25 protein-coding genes are annotated in these 21107 nt (G+C 63.8%); 14 read left to right on the plus strand and 11 right to left on the minus strand.

Going from position 1 to position 21107, the window contains the following annotated elements; genetic code table 11:
• On the plus strand, positions 1-339 hold the full coding sequence (locus G559_RS0106985) for a DUF3325 domain-containing protein (protein WP_028627558.1): 339 nt from the start codon (positions 1-3) through the stop codon (positions 337-339).
• 87 nt (positions 340-426) lie between these two features.
• Here G559_RS0106985 and G559_RS0106990 read toward each other — a convergent pair whose 3' ends face one another.
• A complete protein-coding gene (locus G559_RS0106990) occupies positions 427-1218 on the minus strand; it encodes a tetratricopeptide repeat protein (RefSeq protein WP_028627559.1) in 792 nt (263 codons plus the stop codon).
• Complete coding sequence (locus G559_RS0106995; protein WP_028627560.1) at positions 1219-1899, minus strand: Fe2+-dependent dioxygenase; 681 nt, start codon at positions 1897-1899, stop codon at positions 1219-1221.
• A 485-nt stretch (positions 1900-2384) separates the two neighbouring features.
• Here G559_RS0106995 and cysM point away from each other — a divergent pair, with 485 nt between their 5' ends.
• From cysM to G559_RS0107020, 5 genes are all read left to right on the plus strand, one after another.
• On the plus strand, positions 2385-3296 hold the full coding sequence (gene cysM / locus G559_RS0107000) for a cysteine synthase CysM (protein ID WP_028627561.1): 912 nt from the start codon (positions 2385-2387) through the stop codon (positions 3294-3296).
• A complete protein-coding gene (gene rlmD, locus G559_RS0107005) occupies positions 3283-4635 on the plus strand; it encodes a 23S rRNA (uracil(1939)-C(5))-methyltransferase RlmD (RefSeq protein ID WP_028627562.1) in 1353 nt (450 codons plus the stop codon). The genes cysM and rlmD overlap by 14 nt, the downstream gene beginning before the upstream one ends.
• Positions 4636-4718: 83 nt before the next feature.
• Positions 4719-6965 (plus strand): GTP diphosphokinase, encoded by a 2247-nt coding sequence (gene relA / locus G559_RS0107010; protein WP_028627563.1) that lies wholly within the window; start codon positions 4719-4721, stop codon positions 6963-6965.
• A gap of 65 nt (positions 6966-7030) precedes the next feature.
• Positions 7031-7861 (plus strand): nucleoside triphosphate pyrophosphohydrolase, encoded by an 831-nt coding sequence (mazG, locus tag G559_RS0107015; RefSeq protein ID WP_028627564.1) that lies wholly within the window; start codon positions 7031-7033, stop codon positions 7859-7861.
• A gap of 21 nt (positions 7862-7882) precedes the next feature.
• The gene (locus tag G559_RS0107020) at positions 7883-8422 is read left to right on the plus strand and encodes a DUF2058 domain-containing protein (protein ID WP_028627565.1); all 540 of its coding nucleotides are present in this window, start codon (positions 7883-7885) and stop codon (positions 8420-8422) included.
• Positions 8423-8717: 295 nt separating this feature from the next.
• Here G559_RS0107020 and G559_RS0107025 read toward each other — a convergent pair whose 3' ends face one another.
• The 4 genes from G559_RS0107025 to purM form a co-directional block, all read right to left on the minus strand.
• On the minus strand, positions 8718-8993 hold the full coding sequence (locus tag G559_RS0107025) for a Rho-binding antiterminator (protein ID WP_028627566.1): 276 nt from the start codon (positions 8991-8993) through the stop codon (positions 8718-8720).
• 174 nt (positions 8994-9167) lie between these two features.
• Positions 9168-9884, minus strand: a complete 717-nt coding sequence (locus G559_RS0107030) for a DUF3108 domain-containing protein (RefSeq protein ID WP_028627567.1) — start codon at positions 9882-9884, stop codon at positions 9168-9170.
• An 11-nt stretch (positions 9885-9895) separates the two neighbouring features.
• Positions 9896-10546, minus strand: a complete 651-nt coding sequence (purN, locus tag G559_RS0107035; protein WP_028627568.1) for a phosphoribosylglycinamide formyltransferase — start codon at positions 10544-10546, stop codon at positions 9896-9898.
• A complete protein-coding gene (purM, locus tag G559_RS0107040; RefSeq protein WP_028627569.1) occupies positions 10546-11604 on the minus strand; it encodes a phosphoribosylformylglycinamidine cyclo-ligase in 1059 nt (352 codons plus the stop codon). The genes purN and purM overlap by 1 nt, the downstream gene beginning before the upstream one ends.
• Positions 11605-11830: 226 nt before the next feature.
• Between purM and G559_RS0107045 the strand changes: the two genes are divergently transcribed.
• From G559_RS0107045 to hda, 4 genes are read left to right on the plus strand one after another with little or no spacing between them, the layout of a single operon-like run.
• On the plus strand, positions 11831-12871 hold the full coding sequence (locus G559_RS0107045; protein WP_036997072.1) for a DUF2066 domain-containing protein: 1041 nt from the start codon (positions 11831-11833) through the stop codon (positions 12869-12871).
• Positions 12872-12909: 38 nt separating this feature from the next.
• Entirely contained in the window at positions 12910-13458 is a 549-nt protein-coding gene (locus G559_RS0107050) for a CDP-alcohol phosphatidyltransferase family protein (RefSeq protein WP_028627571.1), read from the plus strand.
• 1 nt (position 13459) lies between these two features.
• Positions 13460-14554: an AI-2E family transporter gene (locus tag G559_RS0107055; RefSeq protein WP_028627572.1), complete on the plus strand. Its 1095-nt coding sequence runs from the start codon at positions 13460-13462 to the stop codon at positions 14552-14554.
• A complete protein-coding gene (gene hda / locus G559_RS0107060) occupies positions 14551-15255 on the plus strand; it encodes a DnaA regulatory inactivator Hda (RefSeq protein ID WP_028627573.1) in 705 nt (234 codons plus the stop codon). The genes G559_RS0107055 and hda overlap by 4 nt, the downstream gene beginning before the upstream one ends.
• 73 nt (positions 15256-15328) lie before the next feature.
• On the opposite strand, the gene G559_RS0107065 is transcribed toward hda, so the two are convergent.
• From G559_RS0107065 to arsC, 3 genes are read right to left on the minus strand one after another with little or no spacing between them, the layout of a single operon-like run.
• A complete protein-coding gene (locus tag G559_RS0107065) occupies positions 15329-15736 on the minus strand; it encodes a DUF2069 domain-containing protein (RefSeq protein WP_028627574.1) in 408 nt (135 codons plus the stop codon).
• Positions 15729-16334, minus strand: a complete 606-nt coding sequence (gene wrbA, locus G559_RS0107070; RefSeq protein WP_028627575.1) for an NAD(P)H:quinone oxidoreductase — start codon at positions 16332-16334, stop codon at positions 15729-15731. The genes G559_RS0107065 and wrbA overlap by 8 nt, the downstream gene beginning before the upstream one ends.
• Positions 16331-16684: an arsenate reductase (glutaredoxin) gene (gene arsC, locus G559_RS0107075; RefSeq protein WP_028627576.1), complete on the minus strand. Its 354-nt coding sequence runs from the start codon at positions 16682-16684 to the stop codon at positions 16331-16333. Before arsC ends, wrbA begins: the two co-directional genes overlap by 4 nt.
• Before the next feature lie 124 nt (positions 16685-16808).
• Here arsC and G559_RS0107080 point away from each other — a divergent pair, with 124 nt between their 5' ends.
• Positions 16809-18029: a virulence factor BrkB family protein gene (locus tag G559_RS0107080; protein ID WP_028627577.1), complete on the plus strand. Its 1221-nt coding sequence runs from the start codon at positions 16809-16811 to the stop codon at positions 18027-18029.
• A gap of 137 nt (positions 18030-18166) precedes the next feature.
• Complete coding sequence (locus tag G559_RS28575) at positions 18167-18358, plus strand: hypothetical protein (protein WP_036997075.1); 192 nt, start codon at positions 18167-18169, stop codon at positions 18356-18358.
• A 6-nt stretch (positions 18359-18364) separates the two neighbouring features.
• On the opposite strand, the gene G559_RS0107090 is transcribed toward G559_RS28575, so the two are convergent.
• Positions 18365-18754, minus strand: coding sequence for a hypothetical protein (locus G559_RS0107090; RefSeq protein ID WP_028627578.1), 390 nt, complete (start codon positions 18752-18754; stop codon positions 18365-18367).
• Between the two features lie 120 nt (positions 18755-18874).
• Positions 18875-20281, minus strand: coding sequence for a PilZ domain-containing protein (locus G559_RS0107095; protein ID WP_028627579.1), 1407 nt, complete (start codon positions 20279-20281; stop codon positions 18875-18877).
• A gap of 30 nt (positions 20282-20311) precedes the next feature.
• On the opposite strand from G559_RS0107095, the gene G559_RS0107100 reads away from it, so the two are divergent.
• Together G559_RS0107100 and G559_RS0107105 are read left to right on the plus strand one after the other, a co-directional pair.
• Positions 20312-20791 (plus strand): TlpA disulfide reductase family protein, encoded by a 480-nt coding sequence (locus tag G559_RS0107100; RefSeq protein ID WP_028627580.1) that lies wholly within the window; start codon positions 20312-20314, stop codon positions 20789-20791.
• A 4-nt stretch (positions 20792-20795) separates the two neighbouring features.
• Positions 20796-21071, plus strand: a complete 276-nt coding sequence (locus G559_RS0107105) for an acylphosphatase (RefSeq protein WP_028627581.1) — start codon at positions 20796-20798, stop codon at positions 21069-21071.
• Positions 21072-21107 lie beyond the last annotated feature (36 nt).

The following is a 21107-nucleotide window of genomic DNA, read 5'->3' on the forward strand; positions in this document are numbered from 1 at the left end:
ATGATTGCAGGATTTCTGTCAGGCCTGTGGCTCGCCTATGGCGGGATGCTGGCGCTGTGCATAGGACTGGAGCGTCATTTCAAACAGGTCTGGCAGTGCTTGCCAACGCCTCTGCTGCGCCGGGGTCTGCGAGCGGGCGGTTGGTTTGGCCTGGGTCTGAGTCTGGTTGCCAGCGTTGGTGCCTGGGGCTGGGCCATGGGGCCGGTGGGCTGGTTCGGCCTGATTTCCCTGGCGGGTTTTGCGCTGGTCCTGTTGCTGCCCTACCGGCCGCGCCTTGCGGTTTGGCTGCCCCTGGGCGTGGCGCCGATAGTGGCGTTGGTCTGGCTGATGGGGCTGTGAAGCCCTGGAGAACACAGGGCATCGCGCGCTGTACGTGGACTAATCTGCCCGGCCAACGCCTGCCGGAAACCGCGCGGTAAGGCGGGGTCAGGCGCATGTATAGGCCGCCAGTGCCTGGCGATCGCTTTCGTCGCCAAGCTCGGCGGCGCGCTGGTGGTAAGCAAGGGCGAGCGCACGCAGTTCTGCCTGCGGCGCTCGGGCGAGGCTGGCGCGACTGACCCGGAGGAAGTTCAGGTTACCGCCCGCCAGGGCCTTGTGCAGCCAGTGCAAGGCTTCGTCCAGTTGACCGTCATCCGCCAGTACGGCGGCGTGACTGAACTGACCGCGGAAGTCACCGCCTTCGGCTGAGCGGCGATACCAGTCCCGGGCTCGCTCCATCGACGGCTCGACGCTGATGCCTTCTTCGTAATAACGGCCTGTCAGGTTCATCGACTTGGCATGACCCATCTCGGCAGCCCGCAGGTAGAGGGCGAATGCCTGGCTCTGGTTCTTTTCCACCCCGCGTCCGGATGCCAGCAGGCCCGCATAGTTGTACATCGCCCAATCCAGCCCGGACTCCAGGGCACGGCAGTACTCACGAGCAGCTCCGGACAGGTCGACTGCGCCGCCCCAGCCCTGCTCCAGGCAGCGGCCCAGCATGTTGCGGGCCATGGCGTCGCCGCCCTCGGCAGCAATACCGAACCAGGTTCGCGCCAGCGTGGCGTCCTGTTCGATGCCTTGGCCGTCGAGGAGAATCTGGCCCAGTAGCGTCTGCGCCTCGGTCACACCCTCGCGCGCTGCAGCCAGAATGGTTCGTGCGGCTTGGCGCGGATCGGCAGCGAGGCGTTCGGGCAGTTCATCGACACCCAGGGTTTCGGTGCGACTCAGGGTGAAGTTCATCTAGACCTCGGCCCAGCGGCGCAACAGGTTGTGGTAGTTGCCTGTGAGCTGGAGCAGGGCTGGGTGGTCAGGCACGTCGCGGGCGAGGCTCTGGATCGCCTGGTCCATCTCGAACAGCAGGGCACGCTGGCTGTCCTCGCGGACCATGCTCTGCACCCAGAAGAAGGAGGCCAGTCGTTCGCCACGGGTGACCGGCTCCACTTTATGCAGACTACTGGCGGGGTAGATCACCAGGTCGCCAGCGGCCAACTTGACGCGATGAGCGCCATAGGTGTCCTGGATCACCAGGTCGCCGCCCTCGTAGGACGTCGGTTCGCTGAAGAACAACGTGGCGGACACATCGGTGCGCACCTGTTCGGGACTGCCCTTGATGGCACGTACGGCATTGTCGATGTGGTAGCCGAAGGTGCCGCCGCCGCGGTAGCGGTTGAACAGGGGCGGGTACACCTTGTTCGGCAGTACTGCGGACATGAATTGGGGGTTGTTCCACAGGCGCTGCAGCATGGCGGTACTGATCTCGCGCGCCAGTGCGTCGCCTTCGGGCAGTTGCTCGTTGTGCTTGGCCTTTGCCGACTGGTAGCCCGCGGTTGTCTTGCCGTCGGCCCATTCGGCCTGTTCCAGGGCCTCGCGGATACGCGCTGCTTCGTCGGTCGTGAAGATACCGGGAATGTGCAGGAGCATGGCGGATCACCGGGGAGAAATGGAGAGGAGGCGAATAGTATTTATTTTCATTAAGACTGTAAAACCGCAGCTCCTCCGGTAATTTCCGAATTCAGGCCGGGTGCGAAGGCTATGTCTGCATGGCGTGTTGCAAGCAACTGCATTGCCCGCAGGAGCTGGCTTGCCAGCGAATGGCCCGTTTCGCTGGCAAGCCAGCTCGTACAAGGCTCTTGCCCGCCGGGAAATCTCTCGCAACAGCTAACGCAGACATGGCAGGTGCGAAAGCCAAGGGAGCGCCGGCAAGCCCGGTGTCCACAGTTGCCGACCAGGCTGCCTGTCAGTGGTGCCTTCCGGAGCAATGAAGCATTCGGCGAGGCTTCAGGGAAACGCTGGTTTCGGTACATATATATAGCTGCTCGCCATAAGCCGAAACGCTTGCGCCATATGGCGTTGCGCGGTTTGCCGCTATCATATGCACCCCCTGCGTCTGGATTGCGAAGCCCGCCATGACCCTGCAGTACCCCACAATCGCCGATTGCATCGGCCACACCCCGCTGGTGCGTTTGCAGCGGCTGGCCGGCGACACCAGCAACACCCTCCTGGTCAAACTCGAAGGCAACAACCCCGCCGGCTCGGTCAAGGATCGCCCGGCCCTGTCGATGATCACCCGCGCCGAACTGCGCGGTGACATCAAGCCCGGGGACACGCTGATCGAGGCCACGTCCGGCAACACCGGCATCGCCCTGGCGATGGCTGCGGCCATCAAGGGCTACAAGATGATGCTGATCATGCCGGACAACATGAGCGCCGAACGCAAGGCTGCCATGACCGCCTACGGTGCCGAGCTGATTCTGGTGAGTCGCGAAGAAGGCATGGAGGGCGCTCGTGACCTGGCCGAAAGCCTGCAGCGCGGTGGTCGCGGCAAGGTGCTGGACCAGTTCGCCAACGGTGACAATCCGGAAGCCCATTACGTGGGTACTGGCCCGGAAATCTGGCAGCAGACCCAGGGCACCATCACCCATTTCATCAGCTCCATGGGCACCACCGGCACCATCATGGGTGTGTCGCGCTACCTCAAGGAGCAGAACGAAAATATCCAGATCGTCGGCCTGCAACCCCAGGAAGGCTCGGCCATCCCTGGCATCCGCCGCTGGCCTCAGGAATACCTGCCGAAGATCTACCAGGCCGACCGTGTCGATCGCGTGGTCGACATGGCCCAGATCGAAGCCGAAGAAACCATGCGTCGCCTGGCCCGCGAAGAAGGCATCTTCTGCGGTGTTTCCTCCGGCGGCGCCGTGGCAGCCATGCTGCGCCTATCCCGCGAAGTAGAGAATGCTGTGATGGTGGCGATCATCTGCGACCGTGGCGATCGTTATCTCTCCACCGGCATCTACGAAGACCCCAATGTCCCGGCGTAACACCGGTCTGCGCTTCCAGCCCAGCGGCGGAACGCGGACCCAGCAAGTCCCCGTGGGCAAGAAGCAGCGGCTCGCCATCGAGCGGCTGGCTCACGACGGACGCGGCATTGCCTTCTTCGAAGGACGCACCTGGTTCGTCGCCGGCGCCCTTCCGGAGGAGGAGGTGGAAGTCCGTGTAGTCGCCGCCCGCAGCCAGGTGGTGGAAGCCCGTACCGAACGCGTGCTGAGCCCCAGTCCAATGCGTCTCGTGCCGCCGTGCGCTCATGCGGGTCAGTGCGGCGGCTGCACCTTGCAACACCTGCCCCATGCCGAGCAGGTCGCCCTGAAACAGCGCACCCTGGCTGAGCAGCTCATGCGTTTCGCCGACCTCCAACCGCAGGAGTGGGTGGCCCCACTTGTGGGGACCGAATTCGGTTATCGGCGCCGTGCCCGCATCGCCGTGCGTTGGGATGCCAGGACCCGCCAGCTGGAAGTCGGATTCCGTGCGGCTTCCAGCCAGGCGATAGTCGGGATCAAGGATTGCCAGGTACTGGTACAGCCCTTGCAACCCGTGATGCGCGCGTTGCCCGATCTACTCAGGGCTTTGGATAAACCCCAGACAGTCGGTCATGTGGAGCTGTTTCATGGCACCGCGTCGGCGTTGCTGTTGCGCCACACTCAGTCCCTGGGCGAGGCCGACCTCCAGCGCCTGCGCGAGTTCTGTGCGGAGCATCAGGTGCAGCTCTGGCTGCACGGTGAAGGTGAGCCTCACCCCGTCCAGCCGGAAGCACGCCTGGGCTATCGCCTGGAGCGCTGGAACCTGGAACTTGAATATCGCCCCGGCGATTTCGTCCAGGTGAATGCGGCAGTCAACGAGGCAATGGTGGCGCAGGCGCTAGACTGGATGAACCCGCAGCCGGGCGACCGGGTGCTGGACCTGTTCTGCGGGCTTGGCAACTTCGCCCTGCCCCTGGCGCGCCAGGTGCGTGAAGTGGTGGCGGTGGAAGGTGTCGAGGCGATGGTGGAAAGGGCGCGTGGCAATGCCGCCGCCAATGGCCTGGAGAATGTGCACTTCTTCCAGGCCGACCTGTCGAACCCCCTGGCCAATGCGCCCTGGGCCCGACAGGGTTTTGATGCCGTGTTGCTCGATCCGCCGCGTGACGGCGCGTTCGAGGCCGTTCGGCAGATGGCTGCAACCGGTGCGCAACGAGTGGTCTATGTATCCTGCAACCCGGCGACCCTGGCGCGTGACAGCGCCGAACTGGTCAAGCAGGGATACCAGCTGAAGAAGGCCGGGATTCTCGACATGTTTCCTCATACGGCCCATGTCGAGGCCATGGCGTTATTCGAGGTGGGCTAGGAAGCCCGCGTAATCCGACCGGCACGACAGAGGCTGGCGACAATTCGACGTGAGGGGTTCACGTCGTAGGGAAGGTAGGCAAGATGGTACAGGTGAGAGCGCAACAGCCGGTCAATACGGACGGCAGCATCAACCTCGAGGCGTGGCTGGACCATGTCATCAGCCTCGACCCGGTGCTCGACCGCGCGGTACTCAAAGAGGCGTGTGAGTTCGCCCGTGACGCCGAACAACAGGCCATCGCCGCCCAGAATCGCTGGGCGGAAGGCAACTCCAGTTTCCAGACGGGTCTCGAGATCGCCGAGATCCTCGCTGACCTGAAGCTGGACCAGGAGTCCCTGGTGGCTGCGGTGATCTACCGTGGCGTGCGTGAAGGCAAAATCCAGCTCCCGGCCGTGCAGCAGCGTTTCGGTGCGGTGGTGGCCAGGCTGATCGAAGGCGTGCTGCGCATGGCCGCCATCAGTGCCAGTCTCAATCCCCGGCAATCCATGGTGCTCGGCACTCAGGCGCAGGTGGAGAATCTGCGCAAGATGCTGGTGGCGATGGTCGACGATGTGCGCGTGGCGCTGATCAAGCTGGCCGAGCGTACCTGTGCCATTCGTGAAGTGAAGAACACCGACGAAGAGAAGCGTCACCGCGTTGCTCGCGAGGTGTTCGACATCTACGCGCCGCTTGCCCACCGTCTCGGTATCGGCCACATCAAGTGGGAGCTGGAGGACCTGTCCTTCCGCTATCTGGAGCCGGACCAGTACAAACAGATCGCCAAGCTGCTCCACGAGCGCCGCCTGGACCGCGAACAGTACATCGCCGACGTGATGAAACAGCTGCGCGAGGAGCTGGCCGCCACCGGCATCAAGGCCGATATCAGTGGCCGCGCCAAGCACATCTATTCCATCTGGCGGAAGATGCAGCGCAAAGGGCTGCAGTTCAGCCAGATCTACGACGTGCGCGCCGTTCGGGTCCTGGTGCCCGAGTTGCGCGATTGCTATACCGCACTCGGCATCGTCCACACCCTCTGGCGACACATACCCAAGGAGTTCGACGACTACATCGCCAACCCCAAGGAAAACGGCTATCGATCCTTGCACACCGCCGTGATCGGTCCGGACGGCAAGGTGCTGGAGGTGCAGATCCGCACCCACGCCATGCACGAGGAGGCCGAACTGGGGGTCTGCGCCCACTGGCGCTACAAGGGCACTGACGTCAAGTCGAGCTCCGACCACTACGAAGAGAAGATCGCCTGGCTGCGCCAGGTGCTCGAATGGCACGAGGAACTGGGCGACATCGGTGGCCTGGCCGAGCAGCTGCGGGTGGATATCGAGCCCGACCGCGTCTATGTCTTCACCCCCGATGGACATGCCATCGATCTGCCCAAGGGTGCCACGCCGCTGGACTTCGCCTATCGGGTCCATACCGAGATCGGCCACAACTGCCGTGGCGCCAAGATCAACGGGCGCATCGTGCCCCTGAACTACAGCCTGCAAACCGGCGAGCAGGTGGAGATCATCACCGGCAAGCAGGGCTCTCCCAGCCGCGACTGGCTCAACCCGAACCTGGGCTACATCACCACCTCCAGGGCGCGGGCGAAGATCGTCCACTGGTTCAAGTTGCAGGCCCGCGACCAGAACGTCGCGGCCGGCAAGGCCATGCTCGAGCGCGAGCTGTCGCGCCTGGCGCTGCCGCCGGTGGACTTCGAGAAGCTGGCCGAGAAGTGCAATCTGCGCACGGCCGAAGACATGCATGCGGCCCTGGGTGCCGGTGACTTGCGCCTGGCCCACGTGGTCAATGCCGCCCAGGCCCTGGTGGAACCCGAGCGTGGTGCCAGCGAGCAGTTGGAGCTGATACCGCGCAAGATCTCCCATCACAAGCCGGGCAGGCGCGGCGACGTGCAGATCCAGGGCGTTGGCAACCTGCTGACTCAGATGGCGGGCTGCTGCCAGCCTCTGCCGGGCGATCCGATCGTGGGCTACATCACCCTCGGCCGTGGTGTCAGCATCCACCGTCAAGACTGTGCCTCGGCCCTGCAACTGGCCGGCCGCGAGCCCGAGCGGATGATCCAGGTGAGCTGGGGGCCGGCGCCGGTGCAGACCTACCCGGTGGATATCGTCATTCGCGCCTACGACCGCTCCGGCCTGTTGCGCGACGTGTCCCAGGTTCTGCTCAACGAACGCATCAACGTGCTCGCGGTCAACACCCGCTCCAACAAGGAAGACAACACCGCCGCCATGATGCTGACCATCGAGATTCCTGGTCTGGATGCGCTGGGCCGGCTGCTGGCGCGGATCGCCCAGTTGCCGAACATCATCGAAGCGCGGCGTAACAGAGCCGCCTGATCCTCTTGCCGGGTGGGGGCTTATCCCGCCCGGCAAGATGCCAGGATTCGCCACAGGACCCCGTCATGTATCAACTCAACGACCTGCTGCACCTGATGGCCAGGCTGCGCGACCCTCAGTACGGCTGCCCCTGGGACCTGAAGCAGGACTACGCGAGCATCGTTCCCCACACCATCGAAGAAGCCTACGAAGTGGCCGATGCCATCGAGCGCGGTGACTTCGACCACCTGCCAGGAGAGCTCGGTGACCTGCTGTTCCAGGTGGTGTATTACAGCCAACTGGCGAAGGAGGACGGGCGATTCGAGTTTGCCGGCGTGGTGGATGCCATTACCCGCAAGCTGGTTCGTCGCCATCCTCACGTGTTCCCCGACGGTGACCTCTACGGCGCACCCGACATGGCGCGCCTGGAAGAGGCGGCGATCAAGCAGCGCTGGGAAGAGATCAAGGCGGAGGAACGTGCTGAAAAGGCCGTCGCGCCTGAGCAGTTATCGCTGCTGGACGACGTGCCCACCGCGTTGCCTGCCCTGAGTCGCGCCGCCAAGCTGCAGAAACGGGCTGCCCAGGTGGGCTTCGACTGGCCCGAGGCGCTGCCGGTGATCGACAAGCTGCGCGAAGAGCTGGATGAGGTGCTGGAGGCCATGTCCGAGAACGATCCGCAGGCCATCGCCGATGAGGTGGGCGACCTGCTGTTCGTCGTGGTCAACCTGGCGCGTCACCTGAAGGTCGACCCGGAAACCGCACTGCGCGGCGCCAATGGCAAGTTCGAGCGACGCTTCCGTTTTATCGAACAGGCATTGCGCGATGCGGGCCGTCCCATTGAAGATTGCACCCTGGAAGAACTGGATGCCCTCTGGGGCGAAGCCAAGAAACAGGAAAAACTCAGCCTTGGCTGTTAACTCGAGAGACTGAACCCCGACATGAGCCTTTCCCTCCGCGACCAGCTGCTTAAAGCCGGGCTGGTGAATGAAAAGCAGGTCAAGCAGGCCGGCAAGCAGCAACAGAAACAACAGCGCCTGGAGAAGAAGAACCAGGTCGAAAAGGATGACAGCCTGCGTCAGGCAGCCATTCAGGCCCAGGCCGAGAAAGCCGCACGCGACCAGGAACTGAATCGCCAGCAGCAGGAGAAAGCCGAGCAGAAGGCCAGGGCAGCGCAGATCAAACAACTGATCGAAAGCTCCCGCCTGCCCAAGCTGACCAGCGACGACTACTACAACTTCGTCGACGAGAAGAAGGTCAAGCGTATCGCCGTCAACGCCTTGATGCGCGACAAGCTGAGCCGTGGCTCCCTGGCCGTCGTCCGCCATGGCGGCGGCTACGAAGTGATCCCGCGTGATGCCGCCCTGCGCATCCAGGAGCGCGACCCGCGTCGGGTGGTGCTGCTCAACACCCAGACCGAAGAGCCGGATGCTGACGATCCGTACGCCGCCTACAAGGTGCCGGACGATCTGATGTGGTGATGCGGTGAAGAGACCGGGCTTGTGCCCGGTTTGCTTTTGGAGCGGCGTCTGGCCGGCTACTGGGTGCTGAGGGTTGTGGAAACCCAGCGTTCGGGACTGCCAATCCGGGGTCGGTCCTCGAACCTGTGGGGGCGGCACCTACCTGGAGCAGGACTGCGTTAGCTGTTGCGAGAGGTTTACCAGCGGGCCAGGAGTCTTGTAGGAGCTGGCAAGCCAGCTCCTACGGGCAATGCAGCTGCTAGCGCAAACATAGCCAATGAATTCGCCCCTGCAGCCCGGATGCAGTCGGGGTGGCTCAGCAGATCTGATTTCCCAGCAACACCCGCCCGAAACTCGCCCCCTCCGTCAGTGGCGTGATCGCCGTGATCTGGTCCAGGCGCAAGCGTTCCTGGCCCCCCTCGTTTTGCACGATCAGGAACTCTTCCTTGTTCGGCGTCGTCAGGGTGGTCATGGCGCGGGCATCCAGGCGGGCGCCGCCGGCCAGTTCGATGTGCAGCTGGTAGCGGTGCAGGCAGGCGATCTCGATGTAGTCGTAAAGGTCGCAGGAGAGCGGCAGGTATTCGTCGGTCATGGCGGTTTCCTCTGCAGCGTGCCGGTAAATCAGCATAGGCGCTGTCGGCGCGCCCCGGCTTTCCTTCAAGTATCGGCCTGTTTCGTCCATCCAGGGCACGACCAAGGTACGGCGTGCATTCCTGCGGGCACAAAAAAACCGGGCACTGCGCCCGGTTCTTCGTGAGGGGAGGTGTTACTCCGGCAGGCCTTGTACCGACTTGCCGTTCACCGTGCCCTCCTTGAGCATGATCTGGTATTCCTTGCCGTCCTTCTCGACCTGGTGCAGGCGCACCAGCAGGAAGTCCCAGTCCTTGGCGAACCAGAGCACGGTCTTGCGGCTGCTCTGGGTAGGGTCACGTACACGCTCGACCTTGATGGCGTCCACCAGGCCGGCTTTGGTGCGCACGCGCTCCTCGCCCAGTACGCGGAAATCGTAGGTCTCGATCTCGTCGCCGTCGATCACCTGGTAGCTCATGCTCTTCTTGCCGTCAGCGACGTCATGCTGCAGCACCAGCTGGTAGGTGGATTTGTCTTGCAGGCCACGGTTCAGGGGCAGGCGCACCTGATTGCCGCGGTCATTACCGATGATCTGCTTCTGGGCCCAGTCGAAATCGAATTCCACCTGCTTGCTCTTGCCCAGGCCGCTGCGGTTGAAACGGTAGGTCAGAGGCAGAAAGGCATTGTTTTCGACGCGGAAGGTGCTCACTTCGCTCAGGCTGGCGACCAGCATGGCGGCTTCGAAGTCCAGTTCCCAGCGACCGTTTTCGAGCTGCTTCAGGCTGCGGCCGGCAGTGCCGCTGATGGGAAGCTGTTTCCAGTCGGCGGTGTAGCTGGCCTCGAAGGGTTTCAACTCGGCCGCCATGACGGGCAGAGTGACGAGGGCGAGGAGCAACAGCAAGGCACGACGCATTGGCGAATCTCCTAGTTACGCAGTTGTTGCCCTGAAGCGGGCAACGCTTGTCCATCCAGTTCGGCGCCGTTCTGGCCCAGGCGCAGCCTGCCTTCGGCAAACCAGCGCATGGCCAGCGGATAGATGTGGTGTTCCTGTGCATGAACCCGCTGGGCCAGGCTTTCCGGCGTGTCGTTCGACTCTACCGGGATCAGGGCCTGCACGACCAGAGGGCCGCCATCAAGTTCTTCGGTCACGAAGTGCACGCTGCAGCCATGCTCGGTGTCCCCGGCTTCCAGCGCGCGCTGATGGGTGTGCAATCCCTTGTACTTGGGCAACAGCGAGGGATGAATGTTCAGCAGGCGGCCCTGATAGTGGCGCACGAAACCGGGTGTGAGGATGCGCATGAAGCCGGCCAGCACCACCAGCTGCGGTGAGAAGGCATCGATGGCCTCGATCAGCGCACCATCGAAGGCTTCGCGGTCGGCGTAGGCCTTGTGGTCGAGAACCAGGGTGTCGATACCGGCATTTCTGGCGCGTTCCAGGCCATAGGCATCGGCGCGGTTGGATATCACCGCGCGAATGCGGGCTGGATGGTCGTCGCCGGTGATGCTGTCGATCAGCGCCTGCAGGTTGCTGCCGGAACCAGAGATCAGCACCACCACATCACAGCGTGCAACCATCAGTGGCTCTTCAGGTTGTTCAGTACGACGCGTTGGGCACCTTCGTCGGCCGCGGCGATTTCACCGATGACCCAGGGCTGTTCGCCAGCGGCACGCAGGACCTTGAGCGCGGCTTCAGCCTGCTCCGGCGCAACGCAAATGACCATGCCCACGCCACAGTTCAGCACGCGGTGCATTTCAGTCTCGTCGACGTTGCCTTTTTCCTGCAGCCAGTCGAAGACCGCCGGACGCTGCCAGCTGGCCACGTCGATCACGGCTTGGGCGTTGTCCGGCAGGACGCGCGGGATGTTGTCCAGCAGGCCGCCGCCAGTGATGTGGGCCATGGCCTTCACAGCGCCGGTTTCCTTGATCAGCTGCAGCAGCGGCTTGACGTAGATGCGGGTCGGGGCCATCAGCAGGTCGGTCAGGGGCTTGCCGTCGAGCTGGATCTGCTCGATGTCGGCGCCGCTGACTTCGATGATCTTGCGGATCAGCGAATAGCCGTTGGAGTGCGGGCCGGAGGAGGGCAGGGCGATCAGGGTGTCGCCGGTACGGACCTTGGAGCCGTCGATGATTTCGGCTTTTTCCACCACACCGACGCAGAAACCTGCCAGGTCGTAGTCTTCGCCTTCGTACATGCCAGGCATCTCGGCGGTCTCGCCGCCTACCAGGGAGCAGCCGGCCAGTTCGCAACCGGCGCCGATACCGGTGACCACGGTGGCTGCGACATCAACGTTGAGCTTGCCGGTGGCGTAGTAGTCAAGGAAGAACAGCGGCTCGGCGCCGCAGACCACCAGGTCGTTCACGCACATGGCGACCAGGTCCTGGCCGATGCTGTCGTGCTTGTTCAGGTTCAGTGCAAGGCGCAGCTTGGTGCCGACGCCGTCGGTGCCGGATACCAGCACCGGCTGCTTGTAGCCGGCCGGGATCTCGCAAAGGGCGCCGAAGCCACCCAGGCCGCCCATCACTTCCGGGCGTGCGGTGCGCTTGGCCACGCCTTTGATGCGTTCGACCAGGGCTTCACCAGCGTCGATGTCTACACCGGCGTCCTTGTAGCTCAGGGAGGGTTGCTTGCTCATAAATCCAGGCCTATAGGGGAAATTCGAGGATCGACCGGCAAGTCTGGCTGCCGGTTTGCGAAGGCGCGCGATTTTATCAGGCTTGCCCGGTAGCGGCCATCGGCAGCGGTCGCCCCGGGAGAAAAGAACGGAAAAACGCCGCGTTGCCGCGCGCCAGAGGGCTGATTAAGGTATAGCCCTTCGATTGCGGCCTATGCTGCATCTGTCCGCCTACAGAGAGTCCACCATGCGCCTGATCGCTTCAGTTTTCCTGCTCTGTCTCACGCTTCTCGGCCCGTCGGCCCATGCCGAAACGGTCAACGACCTCTACCAGGTTCGTGAACCCGTTACGTCGCAGCAGCCGGAGGAGCGCAATCAGGCCTTGGTACGCGCCCTGGACACGCTGGTTCTACGCCTGTCCGGTGACCCCAAGGCCGCCCAGAGCCCGGCCCTGGATGCCGTGCGCAAGGACCCGCAGCAACTCATCAGCCAGTACGGCTATGAAGGCCAGACCCTGGTGGTGGATTTCGACCCGATCACCGCCGAACGCACGCTGCGCCAGGCCGGTATTCCGCTGTGGAGCGCCAACCGACCGGCCATTCTCGCCTGGTGGTTGAACCGTTCCGGTGAGGGTAGCAACAGCCTGGTCGGTGACGGCCAGGAAACCGCAGCGCCACTGCGCCAGGCAGCGCAGAACCGTGGTTTGCCGCTGCGCCTTCCGCTCGCCGACCTCAACGAGCAGTTGTTGGCGACTCCCGAACAACTCACTTCCGCCGCGCCCGGCGCACTGACCCAGGCGTCCGAGCGTTATGGTGCGGATGCCCTGCTGGCAGTGGATGCCAGCGAGACCGACGGCAAGTGGCAGGCCCAATGGCGCTTGTGGCTGGGGGACAGCCGCGAGCAGGGTACTGCCGAAGGGGCCGACAGCACTGCAGTGGCCGATGCCGTGATGTCGGCGGTGAGCCAGCGTCTGGCGCCGCGCTTCGTGGTGGCACGTGGTGCTGGGCAGAGTCTGGAGCTGGAGGTTCAAGGTGCCAACCTGGAGCGTTATGCCGAGTTGTCGCGCCTGCTGGAGCCGTTCGGCGCACGCCTGCTCAAGGTCGAGGGTGACCGCCTGGAATTCCAGGTGACCGCCACTCCCGAGCAACTGCGCGCCCAGCTGGCCCTGGCTGGACTCCAGGAGTCGCCGCCCGAGGCGCCTGCCGCACCCGCCCCGTCCGCTGATTCTCAGGCTGCGCCAGCACCTCAGGTGGTGCCGCGCAACAACCTGCTGCGCTTCCACTGGTAGCGGGCGTACACTGCTGGCCTACCCGTGACGGGGATGCCATGCACCAGTTGCCCAATCTGCTGACCTTGCTGCGCCTGGCACTGGTTCTGCCCATTGCCGGGTTGCTGCTGTCCGATCGACATGACCAGGCCCTGGTGCTGTTCGTCCTGGCGGCCAGCTCCGATGCCTTGGACGGTTTTCTCGCCCGGCGTTACCACTGGACCAGCCGCTTCGGCTCGCTGTTCGACCCTTTGGCCGACAAGCTCCTGCTGGTGACCTGCTTCATCTGCCTGACCATTACCCAGGTGCTGCCGCTCTGGCTGGCACTGGTGGTGTTCCTGCGTGACCTGCTGATAGTGCTGGGGGCCGGGTTGTTCCGCGTGTTGGCAGGGCCGGCGGAGTTTTCGCCGAGCTGGTTGGGCAAGCTCAGTACTTTGCTGCAGATGCTCCTGGTGCTCTACGTACTGCTGGAACTCAGCCTGGCGCCGGCACTGGCTTCGTTGCGCGGGCCGCTGAGCTGGATGGTGCTGGTGGTGACATTGGGAAGCGGAGCCCACTACGTCTGGGATTGGGGGCGGAAATTTCGTTACGCAAGGATGAGGGCCTGACATGACCGATTCGCGCCGCTGGCTTTGGCTGGGTGGCTTTCTGTTTCTGGGGTGGTTGCTCTACGAGTTGCACCCCGTTCTCTCGCCCTTCCTCGTGGGCATGCTGCTGGCCTATCTCGGCGACCCGCTGGTTGATCGCGTGGAGCGGCTGGGCCTGTCCCGCACCTGGGGAGTTGCGTTGGTATTCGGCCTGTTCGGACTGATCCTGCTGGCGCTGCTGCTGGTGCTGTTGCCCATGCTCGGCCGTCAGCTTTTCCGCCTCTACGAGGTGGCGCCCCAGATGCTCGACTGGTTGCAACAGAGTGCGCTGCCCCGGGTTCAGGCCCAGCTTGGTCTGCCTGGGGACTTCTGGGGCTTCGATAGACTCAAGGCGGTGATCAGTGGCCACCTGGGCCAGACCACCGACATTGCCAGTACCTTGCTGGCAAGAGTCACGGCCTCGGGCCTGGCACTGTTGGGTTGGCTGGGCAACCTGCTGTTGATTCCGGTCGTGGCGTTCTACCTGCTGCGGGACTGGGACTTGATGGTGGCCAAGCTCCGTGGTTTGTTGCCCCGCAGCCGCGAGTCCTATGTCGTCCTGCTGGTAGGCGAGTGCCATGAAGTGCTGGGTGCTTTCGTGCGGGGCCAGTTGCTGGTGATGCTGGCGCTGGGCCTGATCTACGCCGCCGGGCTGATGCTGGTGGGGCTGGACCTGGGATTGCTGATCGGCCTGGTAGCCGGGCTGGCCAGCATCGTGCCCTACATGGGATTCGTGGTGGGTTTCGGCGCTGCGGTGTTGGCGGCAATGTTCCAGTACGGGGGCTTCGAACTCTATCCATTGATAGGTGTGGTGGCGGTTTTCACCATTGGGCAGTTACTTGAGGGTATGCTGCTGACCCCGCTGCTGGTGGGCGATCGCATTGGCCTGCACCCGGTGGCGGTAATCTTTGCGATACTTGCTGGCGGCCAGTTGTTTGGCTTCACCGGCGTGCTGCTGGCACTACCCGTGGCGGCAATCATCATGGTTTTGCTGCGCCATGCGCATGATTTCTATAAACTTTCCGACCTTTACGGACAGTCGAGTAGTGGTCCCGACGACCCTCCCAGTACGGCATGACACCGATCCAGCTTCCCCTGAGTGTGCGTCTGCGTGACGACGCCACCTTCGCCAACTTCTATCCCGGCGCCAACGCTGCGGCACTCGGCTATGTCGAACGCCTGTGCGAACCCGATGCCGGCTGGACCGAGAGCCTGATCTATCTGTGGGGAGGTGAAGGCGCAGGGCGCAGTCATCTGCTGCAGGCCGCCTGTCTGCGCTTCGAGCAGCGCGATGAGCAGGCGATCTACCTGCCCATGGACGAACTGGTGCACTACGGCCCGGAAGTCTTCGACAACCTGGAACAGTGCGAGCTGGTCTGCCTGGACGACTTGCATGCCCTGGCGGGGCGGCCGGAATGGGAGGAGGGTTTGTTCCACCTGTTCAACCGTCTTCGCGACGCCGGCCGCAAGCTGCTCCTGTCGGCCAGCAAGTCACCTCGCGAATTGGGTATCAAGCTGCCGGACCTGAAGTCACGCCTGACCCTGGCGTTAGTGTTCCAGCTGCATGCGCTGTCCGATGAAGACAAGCTGCGGGCATTGCAATTACGTGCCTCCCGCCGTGGCCTGCACTTGACCGACGAAGTCGGGCGCTTCATCCTGACCCGTGGCCCGCGCAGCATGAACTTGTTGTTCGACCTGCTGGATATCCTTGATCAGGCATCGCTTCAGGCCCAGCGCAAGCTGACCATTCCGTTCCTCAAGGAAATCTTTGGCTGGTAGTCACGAGCGCTTGCAAGCTGCCAGAAGAAAAAGCCCGGAGCGAAGTCCGGGCTTTTTTGTTTCTGGTCGGGAATCACTCCCCGGCGAGCTTGCGGTTGTACTGGAAACGCCACCGGGTATAGAGCAGCGCCGCGCAGAACAACAGCAGGCTAAGGCCGGCTTCCAGCCAGCCGAACAGGCTGCGTGCCGGGTCGATGGCGGCGAGTACGCCCTGGATGAAATAGATATTCACTACGAAGCAGGTCCAGGCATGGGCGCGGGCGTTGCCGAGAATCATGCCGGGGGCGAGCAGGGCCAGGGGGACCAGTTGGATAGCCAGGACTACCCAGGTCCTGGCGCCGTGCAGGTCAGCGAAGAATAGAGTGTTTACAGTCAGTAGCAGGGCCAGGGCGATGAAGCTCGCCAGGCTGACTACTCGGCTGGAAGACATGCGCGGAGCCAGCCAGGCGAGTTCCGGCAGTTTCTTGGGTTTTCTAGCCACGCGGGGTCTCCAGGCGTTGCGCCGTTTGCGCCAGGCGCTGGCCCAGGGCGCGGCAGAGTGCGATTTCCTGCTCGTCCAGCGGCCGCTTGCCGTCGGCCCCGGCATGATGGCTGGCCCCATAGGGGGTGCCGCCGCCACGGGTTTCCAGCAACGCGGGTTCACTGTAGGGCAGGCCGGTGACCAGCATGCCGTGGTGCATCAGTGGCAGCAGCATCGACAGCAAGGTCGTCTCCTGGCCGCCGTGCAGGCTGGCGGTGGAGGTGAACACTGCCGCCGGTTTGCCCACCAGTTCGCCGGTCAGCCAAAGGCTACTGGTGCCGTCGATAAAGTATTTCAGCGGCGCTGCCATGTTGCCGAAGCGGGTGGGGCTGCCCAGCACCAGACCAGCGCAGTGGCGCAAGTCGTCGAGGGTGGCGTAGAGCGCGCCGTCGGCGGGGATGTCCGGAGCCACGGCTTCGCACTCGGTGGACACCGCGGGTACGGTGCGCAGGCGCGCCTCCAGGCCGGTCAGCTCGACGCCACGGGCGATCTGTCGGGCCATCTCGGCGGTGGCGCCGTGACGGCTGTAGTAGAGAACCAGGATGTAGGGCGCGCTCAAGGAAGGATCTCCAGTACCTTCTCTGGCGGACGGCCGACCACGGCCTTGTCGCCGGCGACCAGGATGGGGCGTTCGATCAGCTTCGGATGGGCGGCCATGGCGGCGATCAGTTGCTCTTCGGAGAGGCTGGTGTCGTCCAGACTGAGGGCTTTGTACTCATCTTCACCGGTGCGCAATAGCTGACGGGCGGTCAGCCCCAGCTTGGCCAGCAGGTCTCGCAATTCGGTGGCACTGGGCGGCGTTTCCAGGTAGCGCACGATGGAAGGGGCCAGGCCCCGGGCTTCCAGCAGCTCCAGGGCGCCGCGGGATTTGGAGCAGCGAGGGTTGTGGTAGAGGGTCAGTTCAGTCATGTCGGGGGTCGCATGGGCTTGGTCGAGACGGCTATTCTAACCGTGTCGCGGTGTCGGCCTGAACCGTGCACCGTGGTTGCGGTCTGCTGAGCCGGGCCGGGCCGATATGAATCAAGGAGATGGAATGCGCCAACGCCTCACCGACGTCGTCGAATTCTGGCGCTTTCTGCTGCAACGCTTCATTGCCGATCGTGGCACCAACAGCGCCGCAGCCCTCACCTATACCAGCCTGTTCGCCGTGGTGCCGATGATGACGGTGACGTTCACCATGCTCTCGGCCATTCCGGCTTTCCAGGGCACGGGCGAGCAGATCCAGAGCTTCATCTTCCGTAACTTCGTGCCCTCCACGGGGGAAACCCTGCAGGAATACCTGCGTGGTTTCACGGTGCAGGCGCGGCACCTGACCTGGGTCGGCGTCGGCCTGCTGGTCGTGACCGCGTTCATGATGCTGGTGACCATCGAGAAAGCTTTCAACACCATTTGGCGAGTGCGCCAACCGCGGCGGGGCGTTTCCAGCTTTCTGCTTTACTGGGCGATTCTCAGCCTTGGCCCCTTGCTGCTGGGGGCGGGATTCGCCGTCAGTACCTATATCACCTCGTTGTCGCTGCTTTCCGGTCCGGATGCCCTGATCGGCGCCAAGACCCTGCTCGGGTTCATGCCGTTGCTATCCAGCATTGCAGCTTTCACGCTGATCTATGCCGCGGTACCCAACGCCCGGGTGCCGGTGCGCCACGCTTTGGCGGGCGGCGTCTTCACCGCGCTGCTGTTCGAGGCCGCCAAGGCCCTGTTCGGCCTCTACGTCAGCTTCTTTCCTGGCTACCAACTGATCTATGGTGCGTTCGCCACGGTGCCGTTGTTCCTGCTGTGGATCTACTTGTCCTGGGTCATCGTGCTGTTTGGTGCCGAACTGGTGTGCAACCTTTCCACGCCCTGGCACTGGCGTCGCCGCGCGCTGCCGCGCTTGCTGGTGCTGCTCGGGATCCTGCGGGTGTTCCATGATCGGCAGTTGCGCGGCATGCCGGTGCGTCACCTGGATGTACAGCGGGCCGGCTGGCACCTGCCGGAGGATGAGTGGCTGGAGATGCTGGAGTTGCTGGAAAGTCAGCACCTGGTCTGCCGCGCCAGTGGCGGTTCGTGGGTGCTCTGTCGTGATTTGAGCGGCTACGGTTTTTATCAGCTACTCGTCCACATGCCCTGGCCGCTGCCACGGCTTGGCCAGTTGCCCGAACATCTGGATGAGGCGTGGTATCCGCCGCTGCGCAAGGCTTTGGAGCTGCTTGAGGAAGAGCAGCAGGCCTTGTTTGGTGGCAGCCTGGCTCAATGGCTCAAGCCGGGGCACGACTGACGAAATTTGTCAGTGGACGGTAGACGGCGCCGGCTCGATCCAGCAGCGGGCCGTGAAGTTGCGGGCCGTTGCGGTTGGCATGTTTATGGCACTGACAGGGAAGGGGCCATCGAACCGATGGCCAGGGGATGAAGGCAATGGGTACCGCGAAAGACAAACTGATCCACCTGCACGAGCGCGCACCGCAACGGGCGCTGGAGGGGCTGAACCGGGTGACCGGGCTGACGTTCCGTCACTGGCCGGAATCCCTGGCGCCAGTGGTCGTGCAAGCGGAGCAGGACGGGGCGGAGTTACCGTCCCAGGAAAACAATCGGGCGCTGCCCGGCTGAAGCCCGTCAGGCACGTACCTGGCGGTTGGCTGGCTCGGCCAGTTCCACGGGCTGCACGAAGAGTTCTTCCACCAGCAATCCCTTGATCGGGACGGCGGCGCGAAGGCGCACCTGCATCTGGTCGATCTTCTGCTTGAAAGGCAAGCGAGCGATACCGGCCAGCAGGATCTTGCCCTTGGCATTGAGCCTGCCGTGATCCACCGCGACTTCGCGTCGTTGTTCGCCGTCCATGTAGCTCACCTGCAGCGAGACCGGCAGATCCGTCATGCCCGGTAGATGCAGCCAGGCCGCCACATTGAAATCTGCCACCCGGCCTTCGAAGGGCGTGACGGTAGAGCGGGCGACTTCGACGACGCGGGCAGGGACTGGGCCGATCAGGCTGTCTTGCTGTTGCATGGGGCATCCAGGCTGGAAAGGTACGCTCGTACCGATGGACCGGGATTATAAGCAGCCATTTCCACGCGAACTGTGCGCCTTGGCCACCGGATGACGTGACCCGCCTCGCAGTTTGACCACTCAGGCAAGTTGCAGGCGATAGCGCGCCACCAGCGAGGTGCAGAGATTGGGCTCTGGTAGTCGCACGATGGCCTGGTTGTGCACGCTGGCCAGCTGCAGCCAGAGGTTCTCTTCTTCGCCGAACTGTTTACACGGCAGCCACAGGCCGTGGTGCCAGCCATTGCCGGGTTCTGGCGTGCTCTGCAGTACACCGGGATGTGTCTGGGCGTTAGGCGCACGGCGCAACCAGACCGGACGTGGCAGGCCCTTCAGGTAGCGCAGGCCGAGGTGAAGCCCCTCGGTGTTCTGGTAACGCCAGCGCACCAAGGCGAGGACCGGTGAGCCCAGGGCCTGGACCAACACGAGCTGCCCCACCGGCAACGGGTTGCCCAGATCGCCATGGCAAAGCAGGCGAGCGCCGCCAGGGCTGGCATCGAGCAACTTCGCGTCGCAGCGGCCAGGATGCTGGGCGAGCAATTCGGCATGGATGGCCGCCAGGCCCACCACCAACTGGCACTGCCCCGATTGTTCGGTGCGCGGATGGCGGCGCTGCTGGCGTCCCAGCCAGTGCTGGCGAACCTTTTCAAGGAGCTGGTTTTCACTTTCGCTGCGCAGGGGAGCGGGTTCATGCACGGCGATCAGCAGCGCACCCAACTCGAAACGGCGCAAATACGTGCTGGCACCATCCGGGCGCTGATCCAGTGGCAAGCAGGGCTGGGATTCGGTCAGGTCGACGGTCGGGCTGCCATTCTCGTCTTCCTCGTCCCAGGGGAGAAGCCGCGCCAGGCCGGCGAGCGGCGCCAGGGCGCCGAACAGCAGCGGGCATTCGCCTTCGCTCAGATGGAAGGGGTTGCTCAGGGCCAGCAGCAGCATCTGCTGGTAGAGGCCGCGCAGGGTGTTCGCTGGCGTGGGGCGGAAGGCGGCTGCAACCGGCTCGTCCAGGCAACTCTGGTGCTCGCCGATCCAATACAGCAGGTGGCTGTCGCGCCACAGGCGCGGGCTGGGTTCCTGATAGAGCTGGTAGTGGCGCAGCTGGGTTTGGGCGAGGAAGTGCTGGGCCATGTACAAACACCACGCCAGGTGTGGGCGCGAAGGCTGGTGCCGCTGAAGAATCTGCAGCAACAGGCGCTTGAATCCGCAGGCCAGTTCGTCACATAACTTGACGAAGAGGGTGGGCGGCACCGTCCGGTCCTGATAGGACCGGGCGTAGTGGCGAAACTCCTCGCTGAAGCTTTGCAGCACGCGCTGCCTTTCGAGTAAGGTCAGGGTGCTGCGGTTGAGCCTGAACAAAAGCCCCAGGACCTGCTGCAGGGCACTATCCTGAGGGAGTTGACGCGCTTGCGCGAGGAGCGCCGGAACGCTTGCCAGTGGAGTGCTGTTTTCTTCCAGGATGTCCGGCACCTCCAGGCGCAGGGCATCGAGCGTCATACCAACCCCGCGTACACGAGGACCGAATGCATGGGATCGCGACTCCAGGCTGTAATAGGGGTGTTCGCACTGATGGGCGCCGGCCTGCTCCTGGCCAGCTGCTCGGACGACGTTGGCGTCGATCAGCATGGACAGAAGGTAGCGGTTGAGCGCCTCGAAGGCCAGTGGCTGGTCATCAATTACTGGGCCGAATGGTGTGCGCCCTGCCGTACGGAGATCCCCGAACTCAACGCTTTGGCCAAGCAGCAACGTGACAAGGGCGTAAAGGTGTTGGGGGTCAATTTCGACGGGCTGAAGGGCGATGAGCTCGGCCAGGCCGCGCAGAAAATGGGCATCCAGTTCACGGTGCTGGCAGAGGACCCGTCCACGCGTTACGACCTGCCGCGCAGTGAAGCGTTGCCTGTCACCTACATCATCGATGCTCAGGGCAAATTGCGGGAGCGCCTGCTGGGCGAGCAGAGTGCGGCGGGCCTGACTGCGCGCCTCGAAGAGCTGCGCAAAGGGGGGTAGGACGATGGCGCGAATCTGTCTGCATGGCTACGTGAGCGGCAAGGTGCAGGGTGTCTATTACCGCCAGTCGACGCAGGAACAGGCCGACCGCCTGGAGCTGGACGGTTGGATACGCAACCTGGCTGACGGCCGGGTCGAGGTGCTGGTTGAGGGGGCGGATGGCGCGGTGCGCGAGTTGGCTGCCTGGCTGGAGCAGGGGCCGGCCGAGGCACAGGTGACGGGCGTGGAGCTTCAGGAGCAGCCGCTGCAGGGCATAACCGGCTTTATCGTGCGGCGCTGAGGCCGCAAGGCAGGCGCGAGCGAGGCTCGCTCCTGA

Origin of the sequence: Metapseudomonas resinovorans DSM 21078 (genome assembly GCF_000423545.1) — a bacterium.
GTDB classification, from domain to species: Bacteria; Pseudomonadota; Gammaproteobacteria; order Pseudomonadales; family Pseudomonadaceae; genus Metapseudomonas; species Metapseudomonas resinovorans.